We start from the raw sequence: 20,754 nt of genomic DNA, 5'->3' as shown, positions 1-20,754 counted from the left end.
AGCGTCACCGTTTGTCGCCGCGACAGATGTTTAGGGGGTTGGCATGGGCTCGGGGGGAACTCAGGCTTTCGGAGCGTCAAATGACACTCAAGCATAAATTTCGACGGTTAGTCCAGAAACGGCTTGGCCTGGATATCATCCGTTATCCAGGCCATGATCTTCTCGCTCGTACAGTTCAGATGTTGCAATATCACGAAGTAAATGTTGTGGTCGACGTTGGAGCTAACGATGGTGCCTTCGCGGCGTCAATACGTGAGGTTGGTTACGCCGGCCGAATAATCTCCTTCGAACCTGTATCCACTCCGTTTTCCGCGTTAAGTAAACGAGCTGCACATGACAGCAAGTGGGACGTCTATCGATGCGTTATAGGGGCCAATAAAGGTCGCGCAACGATTAATATCGCGGGCAACGCCGCGCTATCTAGCTCGGTACTGCCGATGCTAGACGCACATATTGCGGCAGGGCCCGACACACGGTACATCGGTACCGAAACCGTGGATCAAGATTGTCTAGATTCCATACTTCCACGCATCGGGGTATCAGCCGACGATCGGACTTTCGTCAAGCTGGACGTGCAGGGGTATGAAGCAGAAGTTTTGGATGGCGCATCAGACCTCCTCGCCGGCTCGGGCATAATCGGACTCCAGTTGGAGTTATCCCTGACACCACTTTACGAAGGGGCAATGACATACCGGGAGGGGCTTGAACGGACAGACGCATTGGGTATGTGCTTGATGGGTCTGGGACCTGTGTTCACAGACCCTGTAAGTGGCCGACTTCTGCAAGCCGACGCCATATTCTTTCGGGCAAAGTCTTCCTATCCCGCCGGACAGTAGACAGTGGGTCCCAGCTTCGATAGCCGTAATACCGGCCAAGCATCACTGATAGTGGAGCCGAATCCAGAAGGTCACCGTCTCGATTATGTCGGCCTTTTAGTCGAATCGTTTCGTTCCCGTGGCCAACGGGCCGTCGTGGTCACGACAGCAGACGCTGTGGAAAGCACCCAATGGGACGTGCATCTTGCCGCGATCGCGCCAGAGATTGCCATCCGTCCAGCGGAGGCGTTTACGTTGAAAGGCATTGCGAGCGCGGCGACCGACGTAAACGCGCCTCTCACGATCGTGCCAGACGGCGATCAGTACTTATTCCCAATTCTCCGGTACGGTTGGACCGGCCCAGGCAGGCTCTCCGTGCTGTCAATGCGAGCCGACGGGCAGCCGAAGGAATCGATTTGGCCTACGCGCGTGAGAGGTGTTGCGAAGAAACTAGTAATCTTCGGAGCCGATCAACGTTCGCGGGTTCGGGTGTCAGCTCTTCGTAGCCCCCATGTTAGGCGTTACGAACCGCTCCGCTGGATTCCGGATCCCGTAGTGCTGCGCGGCACTCCAGAACTGAAGCACAAAATGAAGCAAGACCTAGTCGGTTACGGTGAACGCTATTGGTTTGGAATCTACGGAGTTATAACGCCCAGAAAGAACTTGCCGCTCATTGTTCAAGCGTTAACCGGCCAGCCCAATGTTGGACTGCTAATCGCGGGATCCCTAGATACGCAAGTGGAACAAGAGGTTAAGCCGCTGTTGCAGAGGTTCGTTGCCGGCGGAGGCCACGTAGTGCATTTGTCTGGGACCTTGACGGATGCTGAGTTTGACGCCGCAATCGGCGCTGTCGACTGCGTTGTCGTTGCGTACACAAATGAAGGACCGAGCGGCATCGCGCTCAGGGCGGCCGCTTCGGGAAGGCGTCTTGTCCTAGCGGGTGCCAAATCGCTGAAGCGAGATGCCCGGTATCTGCGCGAGCAGGCTATTTGGTCGAACCTAGACGTCGAATCCCTGAGTCAGGCAATGGGGCGGGCGAGACTCCTGCCAGCGCCAGGCGAGAGCGTTGTGAAGGTTGGCGCTGACGCATTCATAGCTGGTCTCATTTGACGATGCTGGCGCACGGGCAGCGGCGAGATCGGCAGTCAGCTCCTTGTCGCGTCATTCGCTGCCATCTGAGGTACGACGGTTGAACCAAAAGCGATCGTTAAACTTGCAGGCGTTTGCGCTTGTAGTCGGTATGGGCATTGCGCAACTTCTGGTGGCCGCTCTCTACATTTTGACAGCACGCGGTATGCAACCGGATGAATACGGCACGGTGGTCACCGCCATCGGTGTCGGATTGGCGTGCGCCGGATTCATTGATCTCGGCGCGAATGCATACTGGGTTCGAGAGCTGGCCAGCCAACAAATTGCGGCGGATGAGCTCAACGCCCGCATGGCCTCCCGCTTTTTGATCGTGCTGGCGGCTTCTGCAGCTACCGTGGTGGGCGCATTGATAATTGCACCAGAATTTGTCGCCACGGGTTTCTTGCTGAGCAGCTCGACGTTCGCGCAGACATCACTTGTTCCACTGCGAGCCGCCCAACGGTCGGAGGCTGTCGCATGGCTCACTGTTGTAGGGCGTGTCTTCTCCGTCGCCGTGTTCCTGGGCCAGACGTCGATGGGCATTCCCGCCGGCGTCTCGCTCTGGAGTTCGTTGGTGCTCGGCGACGTGACGTTGACCCTGTGCGCGCTTGCAGTTACGCCGAAAGACGATCGACCGCGGATTCGTCTTCGCTCCATGGCTAACCCGTGGTCAGGAACTAAGTGGTATGCCGTCACAAATCTCAGCGTAAGCGCGCAGCAGCTGGATCTCCCTATTGTGGCTGTGTTGGCGGGCTCAGGCGCTGCCGGAATCTACGGCGGAGTCAACCGCTGGACCCAGCCCCTCCTAGTTGCCATCGGAGCATTCGCGTCAGCTGCCGCTCCGTTTATGGCAGCCGAGCCGCGACTGGCTGCGCTCAGGGGGCAGCTACTCCGTGCGAGTTGGATTCTCGTAGCGGCGATAGGACTTAGCCTGGGTGTGTTCGTCGCAGCTCCATGGCTGGTCACGTCGTTGTTGGGTTCTAGCTTCAGCAACTCAGCGCCTATTTTGCGATTGCTCGCATTGGCTATGCTCCTCAACTGCTTTACTCAACCGATGCTCGTGGCGCTGCAGTCGCGCCGCCGTGATCACCTCGCCGCAGGAATAGTGGCGGCTGCGGTCGTGGTTCAGTTGACTTTTGTCGTTGCACTAACCTCCTCTCTCGGAGCACTGGCGGCGGGGATAGGTGTCCTGATCGCCCAGGTCATCGCGCTTGTAGGGACAATGATTTGTATCGTGGTGATTTATCGAAGGCGCAGCAAAGCGCCAAATTAGTCTCAGGGGGTGTGTTTCCATGGATCGTCTAAAGGCGAGTTTGAAGCGTGTACTGGCTTCCATTAGCCCGCGCGCCGCACGTACCGCTGTGCAATATAACCGATCCTTGCAGAGTAGACGTCGACAGGCGCGCGCAGGACGACTAGATAAATCCTTTTACTACCCCCAACAATTAGACTGCCAGATTCCACAAATCGGAAACTTGTACTCTCAATTTCTGGGAAACCGCAACCATGGCGTGTTTGTCGAGATCGGCGCCAACGACGGAGTCTTCGTCAGTAACACATGGGGTCTAGCCGCGAGATCGTGGCGCGGACTAATGGTGGAGCCGGTGCCCGAACTCGCAGCGGCATGTCGCAAAAACCATCGCGGGCATCCCGATGTGACTGTAGTGGAGACAGCAATTAATGACGGGTCCCAGAATGAGGTCAGTCTTTTTCTTGCCGGTGGACTCACCACGGCCAACCCGGAGCAAAAGCGAGAGTACGACACTATCGAGTGGTCGTCCTATGAGCTCACCGGTCGTAGCCTAGTGGTACCTGCTCAGACCCTTGATCGACTATTGGAAAACTCTGATATACCGGCGGACTTCGACGTCCTCGTGGTTGATGTCGAAGGTCTCGAAACGGCCGTGTTCGCCGGCTTCACGCTTCCTAAATGGCGGCCGAAATTGATGATAATTGAACTCGTCGACATACACCCCGAAATGAGTGCTACAAGAAACGCCGATGCAATGCTCGGGCGGTCACTGGTTGCAGCAGGTTATGTTGTCGTGTATAAAGACACGATCAATACGGTGTTGGTGCGTGAGGATATTTGGGAGATCGCATACTCGAGTTGAAATCCGTACGGAAAAGCTTCGGTGCCGCGCTAAGGCAGCTTCGCGATTTCTTGCTTACTGCGCCACTGCGTAAGCACAGCCCGCAGAATCCTGCCCCACCTATACCTAGCGGCGACGGGATTGAGATTCGTGTGATGGTCGGCATTGGAGGCGCCGGACCGAGACGCTGCTAGCAGCCACAATGACGCCAAGGCTCGCAGCGCCGAGTACTACTGCGGCAAACATACGGCCTGCCTAATGACGCCCTCGCAGCGAGAAGGCACGCTGTCGGGCCGCCCACAAACTTTCCCCCAAGCTCTGCTAGATGCCCAAAACAGTATGGTTGATGTTGCATCTGACCTCTTGCTGATCTCCCGAGGGCATCCGAAATCCAGGGTTGTCTTTGCGGATATTTTGCGCCCGCTCATACAGCTCAAGACAACTCTGCTGAGGTCGCTGCTCGTACGCACCATTCCAGTAGCAAAGGCTCCACACCGTAAACAGCGGTGCCAACAGCCCGAGGACGAGGGGCACAACGATCCACCTGCGGAACCAGCGACGCCCATCCGACAGCGACATTGACCGCTCAGTGAACCCAACGACAATCGCGTATATTATCAGAAGTCCGCCGATAAATGTACTGATAATAACCAATAATGAGGAAACACTGCCCACCGGTCCATTCATGCTACTTAGCGCGTATTGCAGTGGGCTACCATTCATTAAAATGATATTTATCACAAGGACGAAGAGGCCAAGAATTACCGGAAATATAAGACCTAGTTGACGCCGTCTGCGCCGTTCCTTGGGCGCGGAAGGACCGTGCAAAATAACGGTCTCGTCGCCACTTGCGGTTTCCGCTGCAACGTGTTCAGTCTCTTGATCGCTTGCCACAAGTGTTTAGGCTAGACGAACTTGGAGTTGGACACGACCCATAGTGTCAAGATTTTAGTAGGTTGACAGGAAGGTAGGCGTTTTCTACACACACACGTCGCTGCGATCTTGTTTACGGTTTTCTGCCGATTCCCTTGCCATCAACCCTCTGGCTACAACCGTGGCCTTGACGCGGGCCTTTGCCGATGTATCAAGCGACCGATGCAGCCGCTAGTCCGACTGCGCCTACCGTGCTTCCTATTGACGGTGATTAGGTTGGTGCCGAAGGCTTCAGCCAGGGTTTATCGCAATTATCTTCACATGAGTCGATCGGTAAGGCGATCGCGAAGTCCAATAAACCGGCTGGTAATCGCCCGTGAAGTGTTGAGCCCCGAGCATGGAATGACGGGCTGCGTAGGCCAAGGCAACCGCGATCAGATAGAACGGGCGAGCCCACGGCGCTCGAGCAGCTGAGATCAACGCAGACATTCGGTCGCGCGGCGGGTTCGCGCATTCAGCGGCCTCCGAAGCGCCGGCCTACAAGTTAGTAAGCGCCGTTACGCCCGAATACCACCTGTGGTGTCTGCAGCAAGATCCGTAGATCCCACGTCAACGACCACGACCTGACATATACGGAGTCCAGGTGCTGAAGGTCCGCGTACGTCAGGTCACTGCGGCCGCAGACTTGCCACAGTCCAGTGATGCCCGGACTTACGTCGAGGCGAGCCAATGCGGCGCCGTCAAGCCGATCTGCCTCCTCGGTCGGCAGCGGACGCGGGCCGACGAGCGACATTTCGCCGCGAACCACATTGATGAGCTGAGGCAATTCGTCGAGGCTTGTCTTCCGGATTAGCGCACCGACACGCGTGACTCTCGGGTCACTTGCCATTTTGAAAAGCGGTCCATCCGACTGATTGAGCTCGGAGACGCTCATGCGCCGGTCCCACGCGTCGGCGGTCATCGAGCGGAACTTGAAAATCCGAAACGGTTGGCCACCCCGTCCGGTCCGCTCCTGGCGGAAGAAGACGGGCCCGCGAGAATCGAGCTTGATCGCCGCCGCAATCAATATCATTGCCGGCGAAGCGACGATCAGAGCACAGGTGGCAAGAGCAACATCCATGAAACGCTTCGTGATTCGGGCACTCGCAGCCAGTGACGGGGTGGGCAAGTGCATCAAAGTCAGCCCATGTAGCTCTTCAGCTTCACTGCGCCAGTTGTGCAATTCGAAGTAACGTGGGATCTCGGATACCGGTACCTGGCCCTCAAGCCGACGCAATGCTTCGAGGACGATCGCGTCGCTGGTGTTCGGAAAACCAACGATCACCCTGTCGATCGCGTGCAGGGCGCAAATTTCGGGTAGGTCGGCGAGCCCACCAAGGACTGCAACACCCGGTGCGGGATTGTCGTCGACATGCCCGACCACGAGAGTGTCTGGACACCGCTGCAACCTCGAGGTCAGTCGATCGGAGATGGGTCCCGTGCCAATCACCACGATGCGGCTGACCGTTGGATCGAACATGCGCACCACCAATCGACGCCCAAATGGGACCAGCACGATCGCGGGCAGAGTCATGGCCACTGCAGCAGTCAGAGTCATCGCTCGCTCGCCGCGGAGGACGAACGCATCGGCAGCAAGTGCAAGAAGGGCAGCCGTCGGCAGACATCGCGCAATTACCGTGGGCCTCCACCATTCGCTCGGCCGCAACCGCGCGTCAGGCCTGCGATACAGCCCGTGCAGATGCAGTGCCACTGCCATCGCGACTGCGACCACTATTACATCGCGGACACCAAGGTCCCCCGCGCGTGCCGCACTGATGTGGTGAATTAACACCGCACCTACGGCCGCGGAGGCCGCCACCGTCACTGAATCCGACACGCGTAGTAACTGGCGGTGTCGAAGGCCGTGCCTACTAGCCTTCTTGCTGTCGATCGCTACTCTGGTGTTTCTTTCGACCTTACGTGGCACCGGCGAGGTGCGCTGGCCACCGAATACAGAAGCAGGTCGCCTTGGCGGCACGTCAAGACTCATAAATCATTCCCCCCCAGGATGTGGTGACATCACCAGCCGAAGCCAATCAATCGTAGGCCTGACGTGGCAAAGCTCGCTTCGGATAGACAGTTCCGGCCGTCGACTACGAGGTCGCCGCGCATGACCCTCCGCAGCTCGGCAGGGTCGATGAGGGCAAACTCGGGCCATTCCGTCGTCACGACAACGGCATCCACCCGGTCAGCCGCCTCGTAAACGTCTCGCGCGAGCCGAACCGCTCGGAATTCCTCGGGCAGAGTTTTCACGACAGGGTCGAAAGCGGAGACCACCGCACCGGCGGACAGTAGCCGCCGCGCAATGTCCAACGCCGGCGCATCGCGCAAGTCATCTGTACCGGGCTTGAAAGTCAGCCCAAACAATGCGATCCGACGGCCCTTCAAAATGTGAAGCTCTCGTTGGAGCTTGCGGACCGTCCGGGCCCGCTGCATCTTGTTGATCTCCACCGTCGCTTGAAGCATCGACGGCAGGTAGCCGTATTCCTCGCCGGACGAGATCAGCGCCGAGACATCCTTGCCGAAACATGAACCGCCCCAACCGACTCCGGGGTTCAGGAAAGCGTTTCCGACACGGTGGTCCGCACCGATGGCAGGAAGTACCTCACGTACATCAGCACCAAACAACTCGCACAGCTGCGCCATCTCATTCGCGAAGCTGATCTTCGTTGCGAGAAATGCGTTCGCCGCGTACTTGATCATTTCGGCCGAGGCCAATTCGGTAGTGATCAGGGTCGGACGACGGCCTCGCCGTCCCCCTTCGAACGATTGGTCGAGCACCGGTCGATAGAGCTCAGCGACCCGACTGACATCTGACGCGTTGCCGCCCAACACAATTCGATCGGGATAGATGAAGTCCGCAATCGCGGAGCCTTCGCGCAGGAATTCCGGATTGGAGACGACGTGGAAGGACAACTGGCGATTGCCCTCGAGTGCGTCTTCCAGAATCGTGCGCGTCCAGTTGCCTGAACCGACCGGCACGGTGGACTTGTTGACGATCACCGCATCGCTGCGCAGATGCGGCGCCAGCGATTGGATGGCACTTTCCAGCTGCGCCAGATCCGGCGCACCGTCGGAACCCGGCGGCGTTCCGACGCAGAGGAAAACAAAGTCCGCATCAGCAAGGGCTTCGGCCGGACGGTCGGTGAACCGTAGGCGACCAGTCCTCAGAGTCTCCAGCAGCAATTCGGGCAGGCCAGGCTCATGGAAGGGAACTTGACCGTCGTTGAGTTGGCCTGCGCGTACCGGATCAATGTCAAGGCCGCATACCGAATGCCCAAGGAACGCCAAGCAGGTTGAAGTGACCGCTCCGACATAGCCGGTCCCGATGACGGCGACCTTATGTCGACGGCGGTCAACCTCGACGTTAGTCTGTGACGCTACGGAATCGCCGGCTTTGACTCCCAGGTCCGCCCGATTGCGGAACCATGCGATGGTTTCCCTCAGCCCGTCGCGCACGTCGACCGTTGGCTCCCAGTGCAATTCGGTGCGCGCGAGCGTGATGTCAGGCTGGCGCTGGGATGGATCATCCTGGGGACGTGCGGTGAACTCCACCGGGGAATCGGACCCGGCAAGTTCGCGGATGAGTTCGGCCAGCTCCAGCATCGTGACTTCGTGTGGATTCCCGATGTTGACCGGCCCGGCGAGATCGGAGAACAACAACCGCAAAGCGCCCTCAACCAGGTCGTCGACATGACAGACCGAGCGCGTTTGACTGCCGTCGCCATGAACGGTGATCGGTATGTTCGCCAGCGCCTGGTTGACAAAGTTCGGGATTGCGCGACCGTCGTCAGGGCGCATGCGGGGGCCGTATGTATTGAAGATCCGCATGATCGCGGTATTGACGCCGTGCTTTCTCCGATAAGACATCGTGAGAGCCTCGGCGAAGCGCTTCGCCTCGTCGTAGCACGCCCGCGGCCCAACAGGATTGACATTGCCCCAATAGCTCTCGGGCTGCGGATGAACGAGCGGGTCTCCATACGTCTCCGACGTTGACGCGAGGAGGTACCGGGCACCCTTTTCCTTCGCCAGTCCCAAGGTGTGCAGCGTCCCCAGGGAACCAGCCTTCATGGTCTGGATCGGCAGCTCCGCGTAGTCGACAGGTGACGCGGGCGACGCGAAATGGAGGACGTAGTCAACCGGCCCCGGGACGGAGATGTAGTCGCTGACATCGACCTTCACCAGCCGGAATCCGTCATGTCCCTGTAGGTGAGCGACATTATCGGCCGAACCGGTCACGAAGTTGTCTAAGCAGACCACGTCGATGCCATGCGCCAACAACCGCTCCGCGAGGTGCGAGCCGACAAACCCCGCACCACCCGTTACAACCGCGCGTCGCCGCATGTCCCCCCTCGGTTCCGCCGCCTTCTGAGCGTTTCCGATAAATTACGACGTCCGACCTGACGCAGCTGTGCAACGCCGGTCGGCTGTCGAAAGCTGACACGAGGCGTCGCCCAAGAAAGTGAGATCCGACTTACCGGCCGTCTCCCCGAAGCGCCACCCCTGGCAGATGTGGTAACGCTATCACCGCCGAACCCGCCGTGTACCTCGATGAGCTGATTTGCCTGGCACCCCACAAAATTTGCCACCCCAGCTGATCACGCTTGTCACAGGCGATTACGCGGAGTTGCTGCGTCGAAGCGCCGACCCTCGAGACTGAGACGCTTTGACCTTCGTTCGCCGCAGCGTCGACGCAATTCAGCAACGCTCCCGCAACGTTCAACGTCGCGGTCATAACCAGTCGATGGCGCAAACGGACGTTCCCGAAGCAATCGTGTAGTGCACTGGTCTCGTCGCTAACGTCGCCTAAGCGATAGCCGCGTAACGACCGGGGCGCGAGCCCAGAATATCTGCTTCGCGCGCGGTACAGTCCTGTCGGAATCTGGACCATTGGAAATCGTTTGGCGCCCCTTGCCGCACTAGGGCAACGATCTGGTCGGTTGCCAAACTTCGCTCGGCGACGCCGACGTAGTCTCGAAAGAACTATGAGGCCGTTTGCAGGCAGAGGTTTATGTGACGAAGCCCACATGGGCGGTAAAGTCCCTGCTAGAGCTAGGCACCGTAGCTTCAATTGGGCAGTTGAGCGGGAGCGCAGGGACAGATTCATCTACCGGCCACGGCAAAGTGTTGAGATCTGGACTCTAGGATCGTCGAAGATCGGGTGCGGACATTGCTGCGAAAAGATCGATATATATTGCCGGTACAGCGGTGGTGGGAAGACTCTTCATTCTGACGGCGCGAGCAGCACGGGAAAACAGTAGGTTAGTCCGGCGGGAGGGAGTCGGCTCTGCACATCTTGTTTGTTTGCACGGGAAACATCTGCCGGTCACCGATGGCGGAGCGACTCGCCTTTGTTCTGGGCTCTCAATTGCGGATAGCGGCACTCACCACGTCCAGCGCAGGGATCCGGGCTGTTATCGGAAATCCCATCCACCCTGAGGCGGCTCGCGTGGTCGAGCACCTCGGCGGCGACCCGTCCGATTTCGCCGCACGACAGCTCACACCGCGCATCGCTGGCGACGCGGACCTTGTCATCGCTATGACGAGAGCACATCGTGACTCGGTTCTGGGTCTAGCTCCACGCCAACTACACAAGACGTTCACGCTGAGCGAAGCCTCCCTATTAGTGTCGGAGCGAAAGGCAAAGAATGTCGCAGACCTCGCGGCCCTACGCCCGCACCTGGCTTCGGGTGCTGCCCGAGACATTCCTGACCCGATCGGTCAGGACTCCGAGTTCTTCGCACGGGTCGGCACACAAATCGCCGAGCTCCTCCCCCCGATACTCACACTCTGCAAGCGCGATTGATCAACTCGCAGCGCATAGGTGAGGGTCGCCCCCTCGATAAGAAAAAGAAAAGCAGCCGACCGCTCGTCACGCTACTTGTCATCGTCAGCGTGCTTCTTACTATTGCTTCTGTCTTCGCGCGCACCCAACCGATATCGAATATTCCAGGCCTCATCCTGGCTGTCGGATCGCCCTACACGCCGTTGGCGGCTCTCGCAGGCTTGCTGGTGGCTATTTCATGCCGACGAATTCTGCTGACCGTGCTCGCCGCCGGCGTAGTGGGAGTCAGCATCGCAGTTCAGATTTCGTGGTACTACATCGGCCAACCGCCTATCACCGGCACCTACCAAAACATTCGGGTGCTCTCCTCGAATCTCCGCTACGGACAAGCGGATCCAGCCTTCATCGTCAACCTGACCAAAGAAAATGCCGATGTCGTTACCGTTTCAGAGCTGACTCCCGAAGCGATTCAACGTCTAAAGCAGTCAGGAATCGACGCAACGTTCCCGTACTCGCACCTCATCCCTGCGCCTGGTGCCGGGGGCGCAGGGATATGGAGTCGATATCCTCTCGACATCCTCGCGTCAACTAGAGACGAAGAAGAGGGTGTAAGCATTCCGGCGGCACGCCTGCTGGTACCGGGTCTGCGCTTCGATCCCGTTCTCGCGAGTGTGCATGTCTACTCGCCCGTTGCCGGAAGAAGTAATACCATCGACGGCTGGCGAACCGGAATGGTCAGCGCGAAAACACAATTGGACAGCTTCGCCGTTATCGCTCGACGGGGCGCAGTCATCATCGGCGGCGACTACAACAGCACCCCAGATATGCGCCAGTTCCGCGACCTACTCACCAACGGTTACCGCGACGCAGTCGAACAGAGCGGATCAGGGTTCGCCCCGACGTTCCCCTCCAACCGGATATTTCCGCCGCTGATCACCATCGACCATGTGCTCACCCGCAACGCTGCGGCCGAATCGGTGCGCACCATCGAAGTACCGGGCTCAGACCACCGAGCCCTGCTCGCCACGATCCGTATACCGATCGACCCCACTGCGTAGCGGAAACGACAAATGGCCGCCTACCGAAGTAGACGGCCACCGGTCGAAAAGCGTTACGCCTCTTCGGTGAAGTTCCGGGTGACGGCCGGGTCGACCGGGATGCCCGGGCCCGTGGTCGTCGAGACGGTGATCTTCTTCAGGTAGCGGCCCTTGGACGACGACGGCTTGGCACGCAGGATCTCGTCGAGCGCGGCGCCGTAGTTCTCGGCCAGCTTCTTCTCGTCGAACGACGCCTTGCCGATCACGAAGTGCAGGTTGGCCTGCTTGTCGACGCGGAAGTTGATCTTGCCGCCCTTGATGTCGGTGACGGCCTTGGCCACATCCGGGGTGACGGTGCCGGTCTTGGGGTTCGGCATCAAACCGCGCGGGCCCAGCACGCGGGCGATGCGACCGACCTTGGCCATCTGATCCGGGGTGGCGATCGCCGCGTCGAAGTCCAGCATGCCGCCCTGGATCAGCTCGATCAGGTCGTCACTGCCAACGATGTCCGCACCGGCTTCCTTGGCCTGCTCGGCCTTCTCCCCCACCGCGAACACGGCGACGCGCGCGGTCTTACCCGTGCCGTTGGGCAGGTTGACCGTGCCGCGGACCATCTGGTCGGCCTTACGCGGGTCGACGCCGAGCCGGATCGCCACCTCGACGGTCGCGTCCTGCTTCTTCGACGACGTCTCCTTGGCGAGCTTCGCGGCTTCCAGCGGTGAGTAAAGCTTGGCCTTGTCGACCTTCTCCGCGGCTTCGCGGTAGGCCTTGCTCGTCTTGCTCATTTCGTTCTCCTAATTGATGAGGTCGTGGTTCGCGGACCGAAGCTGGTCCTCCCACGCGTGCCTGCGGTGCTTGTTCGACTTCTGTCTGGTCGATCCGGCGAGCTACTCGACAGTGATGCCCATCGACCGGGCGGTGCCGGCGATGATCTTGGCAGCCTGATCGATGTCGTTGGCGTTGAGATCTTCCTTCTTGGTCTCGGCGATCTCGCGCACCTGATCCCAGGTGACCTTCGCAACCTTGGTCTTGTGCGGCTCGGCCGAGCCCTTTTGCACGCCGGCAGCCTTAAGCAGCAACCGCGCGGCGGGCGGGGTCTTCAGCGCGAAAGTGAAGCTGCGGTCCTCGTAGACGGTGATCTCCACGGGGATGACGTTGCCGCGCTGGTTTTCCGTCGCGGCGTTGTACGCCTTGCAGAACTCCATGATGTTGACGCCATGCTGGCCGAGCGCAGGGCCGACCGGCGGGGCGGGGTTGGCCTGCCCGGCCTGGATCTGCAGCTTGATCAGCCCGGCGACCTTTTTCTTCGGGGCCATTCGGGGTTGTTTCCTTTCTAGCGATCGCAGACAGCGATCAGATCTTGGCGACCTGGTTGAAGGTCAGTTCGACGGGTGTTTCGCGGCCGAAGATGGACACCAGCACCTTGAGCTTCTGCTGCTCGGCGTTGACCTCGCTGATCGAGGCCGGCAGGGTCGCGAACGGACCGTCCATGACGGTGACCGACTCGCCCACCTCGAAGTCCACCAGGATCTCCGGGCGTTCCAGGGTGGCCTCTGAAGATGCGGCCGAAGCAGCCGTCGATGCCGCCTTGCCGGGCTTCTTCGCCGCGCCCTGCGGCAGCAGGAACTTCACCACATCGTTGAGCGAGAGCGCCGTCGGCCGTGAGGTGGCGCCGACGAAGCCGGTGACTCCCGGGGTGTTGCGCACCGCAGCCCACGAGTCGTCGGTCAACTCCATGCGCACCAGGATGTAACCGGGCAGCACCTTGCGGTTGACCTGCTTGCGCTGGCCGTTCTTGATCTCGGTGACTTCTTCGGTGGGCACCTCGACCTGGAAGATGTAGTCGCCGACGTCCAGGTTCTGCACGCGGGTCTCCAGGTTCGCCTTCACCTTGTTCTCGTAGCCGGCGTAGGAGTGGATGACGTACCAGTCGCCCGGCTTGCTGCGCAGCTCGGCCTTGAGCGCGGCGGCCGGATCGAGCTCCTCCTCGGCAGCAGCCTCGCTGGCGGCTTCCGTCGCCTCAGCGTCAGGCGCCGCCTCGATCTCAGGTGTGGCAGCGTCCTCGTCGATCACGTCGACAAGCGCCTCACCCGTGGGCGTATCGCCTTCGGGGGTTGTCACGGTAGTCAGTCCTCTCTAAAAAACGTCAGGGTTCGCTAACCCAACACCCACAGCACAAGCTTGGCCAGGCCGAGGTCGACCCCACCGATCAGGGCGACCATGAAGGCCAGGAACAACAGAACCACGGTGGTGTAGCTGACCATCTGCTTGCGGTTGGGCCAGATCACCTTGCGCAGCTCGGCGACGACCTGCTTGAGGTAGTTCCAGACGAACAGGATGGGGTTACGCGAGGGCCCGGACTTGGCCTTCTTCTTCTTCTTGGCCTTCGTCTTCTTGCCGGGTTTGTCCTCGACGCCGAGTTCTTCGGCGGTCGATTCGACTTCCTCCGGCTCGGCCAGCGCAGTGGCTCCGGCGCGCCGGGACCGCTTGCCGGTGGGACGCGCGGGGCGGGTCACCACGACGGTCTGACCGCCGTTGGTGTCCTCGGTACCAGCCAAAGAACCGTCGCCTGCGCCTGCGGCGTCAGCACTTTCGCGCTCGTCGCTCACCGCATGCTCCTTTGTGTCGAGTACGTATGGGCTGGAGTACCCAGCCCGGTGTGCACCCTCCAGTGTCCACCATGTTCATTCCAGCTTTATTCAGTTGAAGCAGGGGCGACAGGACTTGAACCTGCAACCTGCGGTTTTGGAGACCGCTGCTCTGCCAGTTGAGCTACGCCCCTCTGTCTGACTGCGACACTCCTCACCTTCGCAAGCTCGGGCTCGTCGTTGTCGCCGTTCCCCGGCGGTTTACCCCCACATGATTCGCGCGCTCCCCGTTCGGTCAAACCCGAACCGACGGACAGCGCGCTTATCTGGGAAAACCCCGAGGTCCGAGTGTACAACGGCACACCAGGCAGGTGTTAATCCGTTGTTAGTCGTGGACGACCGGCTTGCGTAGGACCTGACCCGTCTCCGGATCCCAGCCTGCCGAGATCGAGTTGTCACCCTCGTGCCCCATCAGCGTGGTGAATGACTCCATGATCATCTCGCCGTGCTGGTCGATGAGGACGTTGCGGGTGGTGACGATATCGGCGCCGAACCGCTCCTCGACCGACTCGATGTACATCGTGCCGCGGACGGCGTCACCCTCGACGATAGGCCGGTAGAACTTGAACTTCTGATCCACCTGGACGATCTGCATCGTCTCCAGACCGACGTCGACGTGCTGGAAGAAGTGGTTCTGGATCATCACCGCCAGGATCGACATGAACGTCGGCGGTGCGACCAGACCGGCGTGGCCGAGCTCGGCCGCTGCCTTGTCGTCGAGCGAGGCCGGATCGGTCGCTTTCACCGACTTGGCGTACTGGCGAACCTGCTCACGGCCCACCACGAAGGTGTCGGGATACTCCCAGACCATTCCCCGGATATCAGTTTTAAGCGCCATGGTTACGCCAACTTCGCAATCGCGACGGCGCGGCCGAAGATCTTCTTCCCACCCGTCGTGGCGATCAGCGCGATCGTCACGGTCTTGGTCTCGGGGTCAGCCGACTTCACCTTGCCGGTGAACACGATCTCGGCACCCACACCATCGTTTGGCACCGGCACGATCGCGGTGAATCGCACATTGAACTCGGTCACCGCGCCAGGGTCACCGAGCCAGTTGGTCACGTAGCCGCCGCCGAGACCCATGGTGAGCATCCCGTGCGCGATCGCGGTATCCAGACCGACCTGCTTCGCGATTTCGTCGTCCCAGTGGATCGGGTTCAGATCGCCGGACACGCCGGCGTAGTTGACCAGGTCGGCGCGGGTCAGGGTGATGACCCGTTCCGGCAGCTCCTCACCCACTTTGACCGAGCTGAACTCACGCAGTGCCATCGTTGAAGCCACTCTCTCCGTCTTCCTCACTCCGCCCGGCGAGCGTCGTGTAGGTCTCCTGTACTACCTCGTCATCCTGATTACTGACAACGTTCTTGGTGACAATGATGTCGGTGCCGTGCGCCTGCCGAATCTCGTGGACGTAGACGTCACAGTAGAGCTTGTCGCCGGCCTTGATCGGCTTGAAAAACTTCAGAACCTGATCGATCTGCACGATCTGCTTGTCGGTGATCCCGATGTTGGCGTGCTCGAAGAAGGCGGTCTGAGCGGCGTAGCCCAGCATCGACGTGAACGTCAGCGGCGCCAGAATGTCGTCGTAGCCCAGCTCGGCGGCGGCCTCGTCGGAGAAGAACGCCGGATCGGAGTTCTGGATGGATCTGGCGTGCTCGCGGATCTTTTCTCGCTCGACCAAGTAATAGTCGGGATAGCGAAAATGTCGCCCGACGAATTCTTGGGACAAAGCCACGGAGCAGGACCTATCTAGTCAACCTCGGCACTGTTCGCCTGGCCGTCGTCGCGACGGCCAGGCGAAATCAGCGCGACTCTTTGTGCGGCTGATGCTGGCCGCAGTTCGGGCAGAACTTCTTCAGCTCGAGCCGGTCGGGGTCGTTACGACGGTTCTTCTTGGTGATGTAGTTGCGGTGCTTGCACACCTCGCAGGCCAAGGTGATCTTCGGCCGTACGTCGGTACTGGAGGCCACGTTCGTTGCCTTCTTTCACGTTCTCGTTTGCGTCTACCTGTAGCGGTGGGGAGGCTCGATCTCCCGACCTCACGATTATGAGTCGTGCGCTCTAACCAGCTGAGCTACACCGCCCCGATAGGCACTTGCGGAGTTCCGCGGCGCCCAGAGGTCAGCCACGAGATCCGAGTGTCCACCGAGCCCCCTAACGGAATCGAACCGTTGACCTTTTCCTTACCATGGAAACGCTCTGCCGACTGAGCTAAGGGGGCCTGACCCGCGAGCGACGAACAGCCGTGGGCCTTAAAGAGGGTACAGCCTGCGGATGGGCTCAGCCAAACCGCTCGATGGGGACCCCGATTGGCCGCCCGGGCCACGCTGAGCTCGTCGAGCGAGCACGCTTACTGTAAGGCCATGGCATCAACGGACCGTCTGTATTTCCGCCAGCTGCTCTCCGGCCGTGATTTCGCCGCCGGCGACATGATGGCGCAGCAGATGCGCAACTTCGCCTACCTGATCGGTGACCGGGAAACCGGCGACGCCTTCGTGGTCGATCCGGCCTATGCAGCCGGCGAGCTGGTCGAGGCGCTCGAGGCCGACGGTATGCATTTGTCCGGAGTGCTGGTCACCCACCACCACCCCGATCACGTCGGCGGATCGATGATGGGCTTCACCCTCGCAGGCCTGGCCGAGTTGCTCGAGCGGGTCGAGGTCCCGGTCCACGTCAACACCCACGAAGCACTCTGGGTTTCGCGGGTCACCGGCATCCCGATGAGTAGCCTGACCGCGCACGAGCACGGCGACAAGGTCTCCGTCGGCGCCATCGACATCGAGCTGCTGCACACTCCCGGCCACACACCGGGCAGTCAATGCTTCCTGCTCGACGGTCGTCTGGTGGCCGGCGACACGCTGTTCCTGGACGGTTGCGGACGTACCGACTTCCCCGGCGGCGACGTCGACGAGATGTTTCGCAGTCTTCAGCAGCTGGCGGCGCTTTCCGGCGATCCGACGGTGTTCCCCGGGCACTGGTACTCGATCGAGCCCAGCGCCGCGCTGTCCGAGGTCAAACGGTCCAACTACGTCTACAAGGCGTCGAACTTGGACCAGTGGCGCACACTGATGGGCACCTGATACTTCCAATCTCGTTGGCAATAGCCATAATTAGCTATGGCCGATACCCTGTATGCCGATGTCTCCGAGTGGCAGGTCGGCGTAAACGACACCTATCCGTACCCGGTGTTGTGCATCCGGTCCAATGACGGCACCTACGGCGACCGCCGCTGGGTTAACAACTATGGCTGGTGCCTGAGCAATGTCGACAGCGGGCGACTGACCTTTTTCGTCGTCTACTTCGTGTGGCGGCCAAACTGGAGCGAGACGGTGGAGACGTTCAAATCCCAAGTGCGAGCACCGCATCCAAAGATGGCAGTGATGATCGACGTCGAATCGTGGGGGGGACAGATTTCCGGTGACCAGTCAGCCGGGATCAATGCGGCCTATCGCGAGGTGGGCGCCTATGTCGGCTCGACGGCCAAGGTGATCGGCTACGGCAATGCCGGAGACCTCGACCAATTGTGGCCCACCAAGCCGGACGGCATCCGGTTAGTGGTGGCGTCGTATGGCTCGAATCCGCCCTATCCAGGCAAAGTCGCCCACCAGTACACCGACGGGCAAGGCTACGGCGGCGGATTGCCGGAAGGGGCGCCACCGTTCGGCCCTTGCGACATGAACTCGGCGGACGGGCTGACCGCACAGCAATTCGCGCAGGCCTGCGGCATTTCTCCGGTATTGCCGGTCACGCTGGCCGTGCGCCGTCGCCGGGCATCCATGGCCGCGAGCCCGTACGCGGTGCAGCGCCGACTGCGCCAGCGCGGCAATAACTTTCAATCTCGTCAATACTGAAGACGTCAGTTTGCCGTGATATAAGCAGAGGATGGAAAACGCGAGTGATCTCGCGGATCTGTGGGGAGATGTCACCGGAGTCGGGGCCGGCACGTGGTTGGCGGTCGCCGCCTGGGCAGCAGTGCTGCTGGGGCTCGCGGCGTTGATCTACGCGCATCGGCAGATTCGTCGACAACAGAGAGCTAACGCCAAGCAGGCGCGACCGCACGTCGCGATGTTCATGGAGCCGCACTCCGCGGACTGGCATGTCATCGAGCTGGTCGTCCGCAACTACGGCAGCACGGCCGCCTTCGACGTAGGCTTCGCCTTTCCGAAGCCCCCCACCGTGGCTCGGTACGAGCACACCGAGGACGGGTTCACCGATATCGTGGAACTGACTCTGCCCCAAAGCATTCCCGAGCTCGCGCCCACGCAGGAGTGGCGCACGGTGTGGGATTCGGCGCTCGATCGCAGCCAGTTCGGCGAGTCGATCGACTCGCGGTTCGAGGAGCTGGTCTCCTACCACGACCAGCCCGAGCCGCAGGGCTGGTGGGCGAGGACCTTCGGGCGCAAGCGCACGGTGTACCGCACCAAGGTGGCGCTGGACTGGGACACCTTGCAGCCGGTGCACCGTGTCGAGATGATGACCGGACACGATCTGGCCCGACGCGAGCGCGAGAAGCTCGAACTGTTGCGCAACATGCTCGACTACTTCCATTTCGCCACCAAGGAGACGCGCGTCGACGTCCTTCGCGAGGAGATCGCCCGGATGAAGCGCGCCGCCGAGGAAACTCAGAGCCGTTGGCGGCGAGAGAGATTCGAGCAGCCGACGGAGGTCGTGCGCCTGCCCCGGCATGGGTAGGCGGAATTGCCCCTTGGAAATCGGAACTTCGTTACGTAACGTCGGTACGAAATTAGACGCTGCGACGAAGGAGCATCCATGAGCGGGTCGGTCAGTTATCGCAAAGACGACGCGGTCGCGGTGATCTCGTTGGACGACGGCAAGGTCAACGTGCTGAGTCCGGTCATGCTGAAAGCGATCAACGACGCCCTCGATCGCGCCGAGGGTGAGAACGCCGCAGCAGTGGTGATCGCAGGCAATGACCGCGTCTTCAGCGGCGGGTTCGACCTGAAGGTGTTTCGCTCCGGCGACATCGACGCCTCTGTCGAGATGCTGCAGGGTGGGTTCAACTTGTCCCACCGGCTGCTGTCGTTCCCCAAACCCGTCGTCGCGGCGATCACCGGTCACGCGATCGCCATGGGATCGTTTCTGGCGTGCAGCGTTGACCACCGAATTGCCGGTCCCACCTACAACTTTCAGGCCAACGAGGTAGCGATCGGGATGGTGCTGCCGTACCCCGCCCTGGAGATCATGCGGCTGCGGCTGACGCCGTCGGCTTACCAGCAGGCGGTCGGTCTGGCCAAGAACTTCCTGGGCGAGACCGCGCTGGCCGGTGGCTGGATCGACGAGATCGCGATGAATGACCAGGTTTTGGCGCGCGCCGAGGAAGCCGCGCATGAGTTCACCGCACTGAATGCCAGTGCGCATCTTGCCAGCAAGCTGCGCGCCCGCCAGGCCACCCTTGATGCAATGCGCGAAGGTATCGACAACATCCGTTCCGAGTTCGGAATGTAGGAGTCCGTGCCCAGGGTCAAGCAGCGCACTCCCGAGCTGCGCGACCGCGTGGTCGACGTGGCGGTGAGCACGCTGTGCGAAGACGGGATGTCGGGCTTCACCACCCGCCGCGTCGCCGAGCGCGCCGGCACCTCCGTGCCCGCGGTCTACGAGTTGTTCTCCGACAAGGACGGATTGCTGCGGGCGGTGTTCTTCGAAGGTTTCCGCAGACTGGGCGGTGAACTCGTCGCAATCCCCGAGACGACCGACGAGCTGGGCGACCTGCGGGCGGTGATTCCGGTGTTCCGCCGGTTCTGCCTCGACTACCCGCCATTGGCCCGGGTGATGTTCAGCAGACCCTTCCAGGAGCTCGACCCCGCTCCTGACCAGCTGGCATCCGCGCCGACGGTGCGGGAGATCCTCGTCGGCAAGGTGAAGCGGTGCGTCGACACCGGCTTACTGGCAGGCGACCCGGTCGACATATCCCACGTATTGCTCGCTCTCGCCCAGGGATTGGCGGTTCAGGAAGCCGGGCGCTGGCTGGGCACGTCGACGTCGTCGGTCGATCGGCGTTGGGACGTAGGCGTGCAGGCGGTCCTCGCGGGCTTTCACGCCTGACAGCGCTAGGACTTCTTGCTGGGGATCACGATGATGACAATCAGCGTCAGGATCGAAAAGAACAGCCCGAGAATGCCCCAGCCGAACGGATTTCGACCCTTCATACCTGCGATGACCGCGCAGACGACCGCGGCGATGATGCTGCCGATGGCGACGAAGATACCTTTGATGCCGCGCAGGATGAATCCCGCGGCTTCGATGTTGTCGCTGGCGGCCAGCACGGCGGTGTGCAGCATTCCTGCCTCCTTGGTCGGGGTGCGGCTGTGGTTTCCC

Annotated in this window: 23 protein-coding genes and 3 tRNA genes; 11 read left to right on the top strand and 15 right to left on the bottom strand. The window is 60.7% G+C overall.

Annotated features, from left to right (window positions below):
* Nucleotides 1–80: 80 nt before the first annotated feature.
* The 4 genes from Y900_RS30985 to Y900_RS30980 all read left to right on the top strand — a co-directional run bounded on the left by Y900_RS30985 (nucleotide 81) and on the right by Y900_RS30980 (nucleotide 4,057).
* A complete protein-coding gene (locus tag Y900_RS30985; protein ID WP_237752586.1) occupies nucleotides 81–836 on the top strand; it encodes an FkbM family methyltransferase in 756 nt (251 codons plus the stop codon).
* A 135-nt stretch (nucleotides 837–971) separates the two neighbouring features.
* Nucleotides 972–1,925, top strand: coding sequence for a glycosyltransferase family protein (locus Y900_RS17280; RefSeq protein ID WP_036343425.1), 954 nt, complete (start codon nucleotides 972–974; stop codon nucleotides 1,923–1,925).
* Between the two features lie 79 nt (nucleotides 1,926–2,004).
* Nucleotides 2,005–3,216 (top strand): lipopolysaccharide biosynthesis protein, encoded by a 1,212-nt coding sequence (locus tag Y900_RS17275; protein ID WP_131536201.1) that lies wholly within the window; start codon nucleotides 2,005–2,007, stop codon nucleotides 3,214–3,216.
* Between the two features lie 19 nt (nucleotides 3,217–3,235).
* Nucleotides 3,236–4,057: an FkbM family methyltransferase gene (locus Y900_RS30980; protein ID WP_081845149.1), complete on the top strand. Its 822-nt coding sequence runs from the start codon at nucleotides 3,236–3,238 to the stop codon at nucleotides 4,055–4,057.
* A 300-nt stretch (nucleotides 4,058–4,357) separates the two neighbouring features.
* Here the strand turns inward: Y900_RS30980 and Y900_RS32150 are convergent, their stop codons facing one another.
* The 3 genes from Y900_RS32150 to Y900_RS17260 all read right to left on the bottom strand — a co-directional run bounded on the left by Y900_RS32150 (nucleotide 4,358) and on the right by Y900_RS17260 (nucleotide 9,292).
* Nucleotides 4,358–4,930 (bottom strand): hypothetical protein, encoded by a 573-nt coding sequence (locus tag Y900_RS32150; RefSeq protein WP_131536199.1) that lies wholly within the window; start codon nucleotides 4,928–4,930, stop codon nucleotides 4,358–4,360.
* Between the two features lie 523 nt (nucleotides 4,931–5,453).
* Nucleotides 5,454–6,938 carry a sugar transferase gene (locus tag Y900_RS17265; RefSeq protein WP_036343421.1) on the bottom strand — a complete coding sequence of 495 codons (1,485 nt, stop codon included), beginning with the start codon at nucleotides 6,936–6,938 and terminating at the stop codon, nucleotides 5,454–5,456.
* Nucleotides 6,939–6,967: 29 nt separating this feature from the next.
* Complete coding sequence (locus tag Y900_RS17260; RefSeq protein ID WP_036343419.1) at nucleotides 6,968–9,292, bottom strand: UDP-glucuronate decarboxylase; 2,325 nt, start codon at nucleotides 9,290–9,292, stop codon at nucleotides 6,968–6,970.
* Nucleotides 9,293–10,244: 952 nt separating this feature from the next.
* On the opposite strand from Y900_RS17260, the gene Y900_RS17255 reads away from it, so the two are divergent.
* Together Y900_RS17255 and Y900_RS17250 are read left to right on the top strand one after the other, a co-directional pair.
* Nucleotides 10,245–10,754, top strand: coding sequence for an arsenate reductase/protein-tyrosine-phosphatase family protein (locus Y900_RS17255; protein WP_337588780.1), 510 nt, complete (start codon nucleotides 10,245–10,247; stop codon nucleotides 10,752–10,754).
* Entirely contained in the window at nucleotides 10,751–11,791 is a 1,041-nt protein-coding gene (locus Y900_RS17250; RefSeq protein ID WP_237752585.1) for an endonuclease/exonuclease/phosphatase family protein, read from the top strand. The genes Y900_RS17255 and Y900_RS17250 overlap by 4 nt, the downstream gene beginning before the upstream one ends.
* 53 nt (nucleotides 11,792–11,844) lie before the next feature.
* Here the strand turns inward: Y900_RS17250 and rplA are convergent, their stop codons facing one another.
* From rplA to Y900_RS17195, 11 genes are all read right to left on the bottom strand, one after another.
* The gene (rplA, locus tag Y900_RS17245) at nucleotides 11,845–12,555 is read right to left on the bottom strand and encodes a 50S ribosomal protein L1 (protein WP_036343414.1); all 711 of its coding nucleotides are present in this window, start codon (nucleotides 12,553–12,555) and stop codon (nucleotides 11,845–11,847) included.
* A 102-nt stretch (nucleotides 12,556–12,657) separates the two neighbouring features.
* Entirely contained in the window at nucleotides 12,658–13,086 is a 429-nt protein-coding gene (gene rplK / locus Y900_RS17240; RefSeq protein WP_036343413.1) for a 50S ribosomal protein L11, read from the bottom strand.
* A 37-nt stretch (nucleotides 13,087–13,123) separates the two neighbouring features.
* A complete protein-coding gene (gene nusG, locus Y900_RS17235; RefSeq protein ID WP_036343410.1) occupies nucleotides 13,124–13,891 on the bottom strand; it encodes a transcription termination/antitermination protein NusG in 768 nt (255 codons plus the stop codon).
* A gap of 35 nt (nucleotides 13,892–13,926) precedes the next feature.
* On the bottom strand, nucleotides 13,927–14,379 hold the full coding sequence (gene secE, locus Y900_RS17230) for a preprotein translocase subunit SecE (RefSeq protein ID WP_036343409.1): 453 nt from the start codon (nucleotides 14,377–14,379) through the stop codon (nucleotides 13,927–13,929).
* Between the two features lie 100 nt (nucleotides 14,380–14,479).
* Nucleotides 14,480–14,552: transfer RNA gene (locus Y900_RS17225), tRNA-Trp, on the bottom strand.
* Nucleotides 14,553–14,743: 191 nt separating this feature from the next.
* Nucleotides 14,744–15,256 carry a (3R)-hydroxyacyl-ACP dehydratase subunit HadC gene (gene hadC / locus Y900_RS17220; RefSeq protein ID WP_036343407.1) on the bottom strand — a complete coding sequence of 171 codons (513 nt, stop codon included), beginning with the start codon at nucleotides 15,254–15,256 and terminating at the stop codon, nucleotides 14,744–14,746.
* Nucleotides 15,257–15,258: 2 nt separating this feature from the next.
* Nucleotides 15,259–15,687 carry a (3R)-hydroxyacyl-ACP dehydratase subunit HadB gene (hadB, locus tag Y900_RS17215; RefSeq protein ID WP_036343405.1) on the bottom strand — a complete coding sequence of 143 codons (429 nt, stop codon included), beginning with the start codon at nucleotides 15,685–15,687 and terminating at the stop codon, nucleotides 15,259–15,261.
* Entirely contained in the window at nucleotides 15,674–16,153 is a 480-nt protein-coding gene (gene hadA / locus Y900_RS17210; RefSeq protein ID WP_036343403.1) for a (3R)-hydroxyacyl-ACP dehydratase subunit HadA, read from the bottom strand. The genes hadB and hadA overlap by 14 nt, the downstream gene beginning before the upstream one ends.
* 67 nt (nucleotides 16,154–16,220) lie before the next feature.
* Nucleotides 16,221–16,388 carry a 50S ribosomal protein L33 gene (gene rpmG, locus Y900_RS17205; RefSeq protein WP_005143733.1) on the bottom strand — a complete coding sequence of 56 codons (168 nt, stop codon included), beginning with the start codon at nucleotides 16,386–16,388 and terminating at the stop codon, nucleotides 16,221–16,223.
* Nucleotides 16,389–16,428: 40 nt separating this feature from the next.
* A tRNA-Met gene (locus Y900_RS17200) sits at nucleotides 16,429–16,502 on the bottom strand.
* A gap of 64 nt (nucleotides 16,503–16,566) precedes the next feature.
* Nucleotides 16,567–16,639: transfer RNA gene (locus tag Y900_RS17195), tRNA-Thr, on the bottom strand.
* 142 nt (nucleotides 16,640–16,781) lie between these two features.
* Between Y900_RS17195 and Y900_RS17190 the strand changes: the two genes are divergently transcribed.
* The 5 genes from Y900_RS17190 to Y900_RS17170 all read left to right on the top strand — a co-directional run bounded on the left by Y900_RS17190 (nucleotide 16,782) and on the right by Y900_RS17170 (nucleotide 20,481).
* Nucleotides 16,782–17,498, top strand: a complete 717-nt coding sequence (locus Y900_RS17190; RefSeq protein WP_036343402.1) for an MBL fold metallo-hydrolase — start codon at nucleotides 16,782–16,784, stop codon at nucleotides 17,496–17,498.
* A gap of 36 nt (nucleotides 17,499–17,534) precedes the next feature.
* Entirely contained in the window at nucleotides 17,535–18,269 is a 735-nt protein-coding gene (locus Y900_RS17185; RefSeq protein WP_051660115.1) for a glycoside hydrolase family 25 domain-containing protein, read from the top strand.
* 31 nt (nucleotides 18,270–18,300) lie between these two features.
* Nucleotides 18,301–19,110, top strand: coding sequence for a DUF8453 domain-containing protein (locus tag Y900_RS17180; RefSeq protein WP_036343400.1), 810 nt, complete (start codon nucleotides 18,301–18,303; stop codon nucleotides 19,108–19,110).
* A 78-nt stretch (nucleotides 19,111–19,188) separates the two neighbouring features.
* Entirely contained in the window at nucleotides 19,189–19,884 is a 696-nt protein-coding gene (locus Y900_RS17175) for a crotonase/enoyl-CoA hydratase family protein (protein WP_036343398.1), read from the top strand.
* Between the two features lie 6 nt (nucleotides 19,885–19,890).
* The gene (locus Y900_RS17170) at nucleotides 19,891–20,481 is read left to right on the top strand and encodes a TetR/AcrR family transcriptional regulator (RefSeq protein WP_036343397.1); all 591 of its coding nucleotides are present in this window, start codon (nucleotides 19,891–19,893) and stop codon (nucleotides 20,479–20,481) included.
* Between the two features lie 5 nt (nucleotides 20,482–20,486).
* Here Y900_RS17170 and Y900_RS17165 read toward each other — a convergent pair whose 3' ends face one another.
* Entirely contained in the window at nucleotides 20,487–20,717 is a 231-nt protein-coding gene (locus tag Y900_RS17165; RefSeq protein ID WP_036343395.1) for a hypothetical protein, read from the bottom strand.
* Nucleotides 20,718–20,754: the final 37 nt, after the last annotated feature.

Origin of the sequence: Mycolicibacterium aromaticivorans JS19b1 = JCM 16368 (genome assembly GCF_000559085.1) — a bacterium.
GTDB classification, from domain to species: Bacteria; Actinomycetota; Actinomycetes; order Mycobacteriales; family Mycobacteriaceae; genus Mycobacterium; species Mycobacterium aromaticivorans.
This window is presented reverse-complemented; position numbering and strand designations above follow the sequence as displayed.

Bases quoted from the DNA above. Each gene is read 5' to 3' on its own strand.
- Y900_RS17175 (WP_036343398.1), top strand. From the start codon at position 19,189: ATGAGCGGGTCGGTCAGTTATCGCAAAGACGACGCGGTCGCGGTGATC.
- hadB (WP_036343405.1), bottom strand. From the start codon at position 15,687: ATGGCACTGCGTGAGTTCAGCTCGGTCAAAGTGGGTGAGGAGCTGCCG.
- Y900_RS17265 (WP_036343421.1), bottom strand. From the start codon at position 6,938: ATGAGTCTTGACGTGCCGCCAAGGCGACCTGCTTCTGTATTCGGTGGC.
- hadC (WP_036343407.1), bottom strand. From the start codon at position 15,256: ATGGCGCTTAAAACTGATATCCGGGGAATGGTCTGGGAGTATCCCGAC.
- Y900_RS17190 (WP_036343402.1), top strand. From the start codon at position 16,782: ATGGCATCAACGGACCGTCTGTATTTCCGCCAGCTGCTCTCCGGCCGT.
- Y900_RS17260 (WP_036343419.1), bottom strand. From the start codon at position 9,292: ATGCGGCGACGCGCGGTTGTAACGGGTGGTGCGGGGTTTGTCGGCTCG.
- Y900_RS30980 (WP_081845149.1), top strand. From the start codon at position 3,236: ATGGATCGTCTAAAGGCGAGTTTGAAGCGTGTACTGGCTTCCATTAGC.
- Y900_RS30985 (WP_237752586.1), top strand. From the start codon at position 81: ATGACACTCAAGCATAAATTTCGACGGTTAGTCCAGAAACGGCTTGGC.
- Y900_RS17165 (WP_036343395.1), bottom strand. From the start codon at position 20,717: ATGCTGCACACCGCCGTGCTGGCCGCCAGCGACAACATCGAAGCCGCG.
- Y900_RS17185 (WP_051660115.1), top strand. From the start codon at position 17,535: ATGGCCGATACCCTGTATGCCGATGTCTCCGAGTGGCAGGTCGGCGTA.
- rplK (WP_036343413.1), bottom strand. From the start codon at position 13,086: ATGGCCCCGAAGAAAAAGGTCGCCGGGCTGATCAAGCTGCAGATCCAG.
- rplA (WP_036343414.1), bottom strand. From the start codon at position 12,555: ATGAGCAAGACGAGCAAGGCCTACCGCGAAGCCGCGGAGAAGGTCGAC.
- Y900_RS17180 (WP_036343400.1), top strand. From the start codon at position 18,301: ATGGAAAACGCGAGTGATCTCGCGGATCTGTGGGGAGATGTCACCGGA.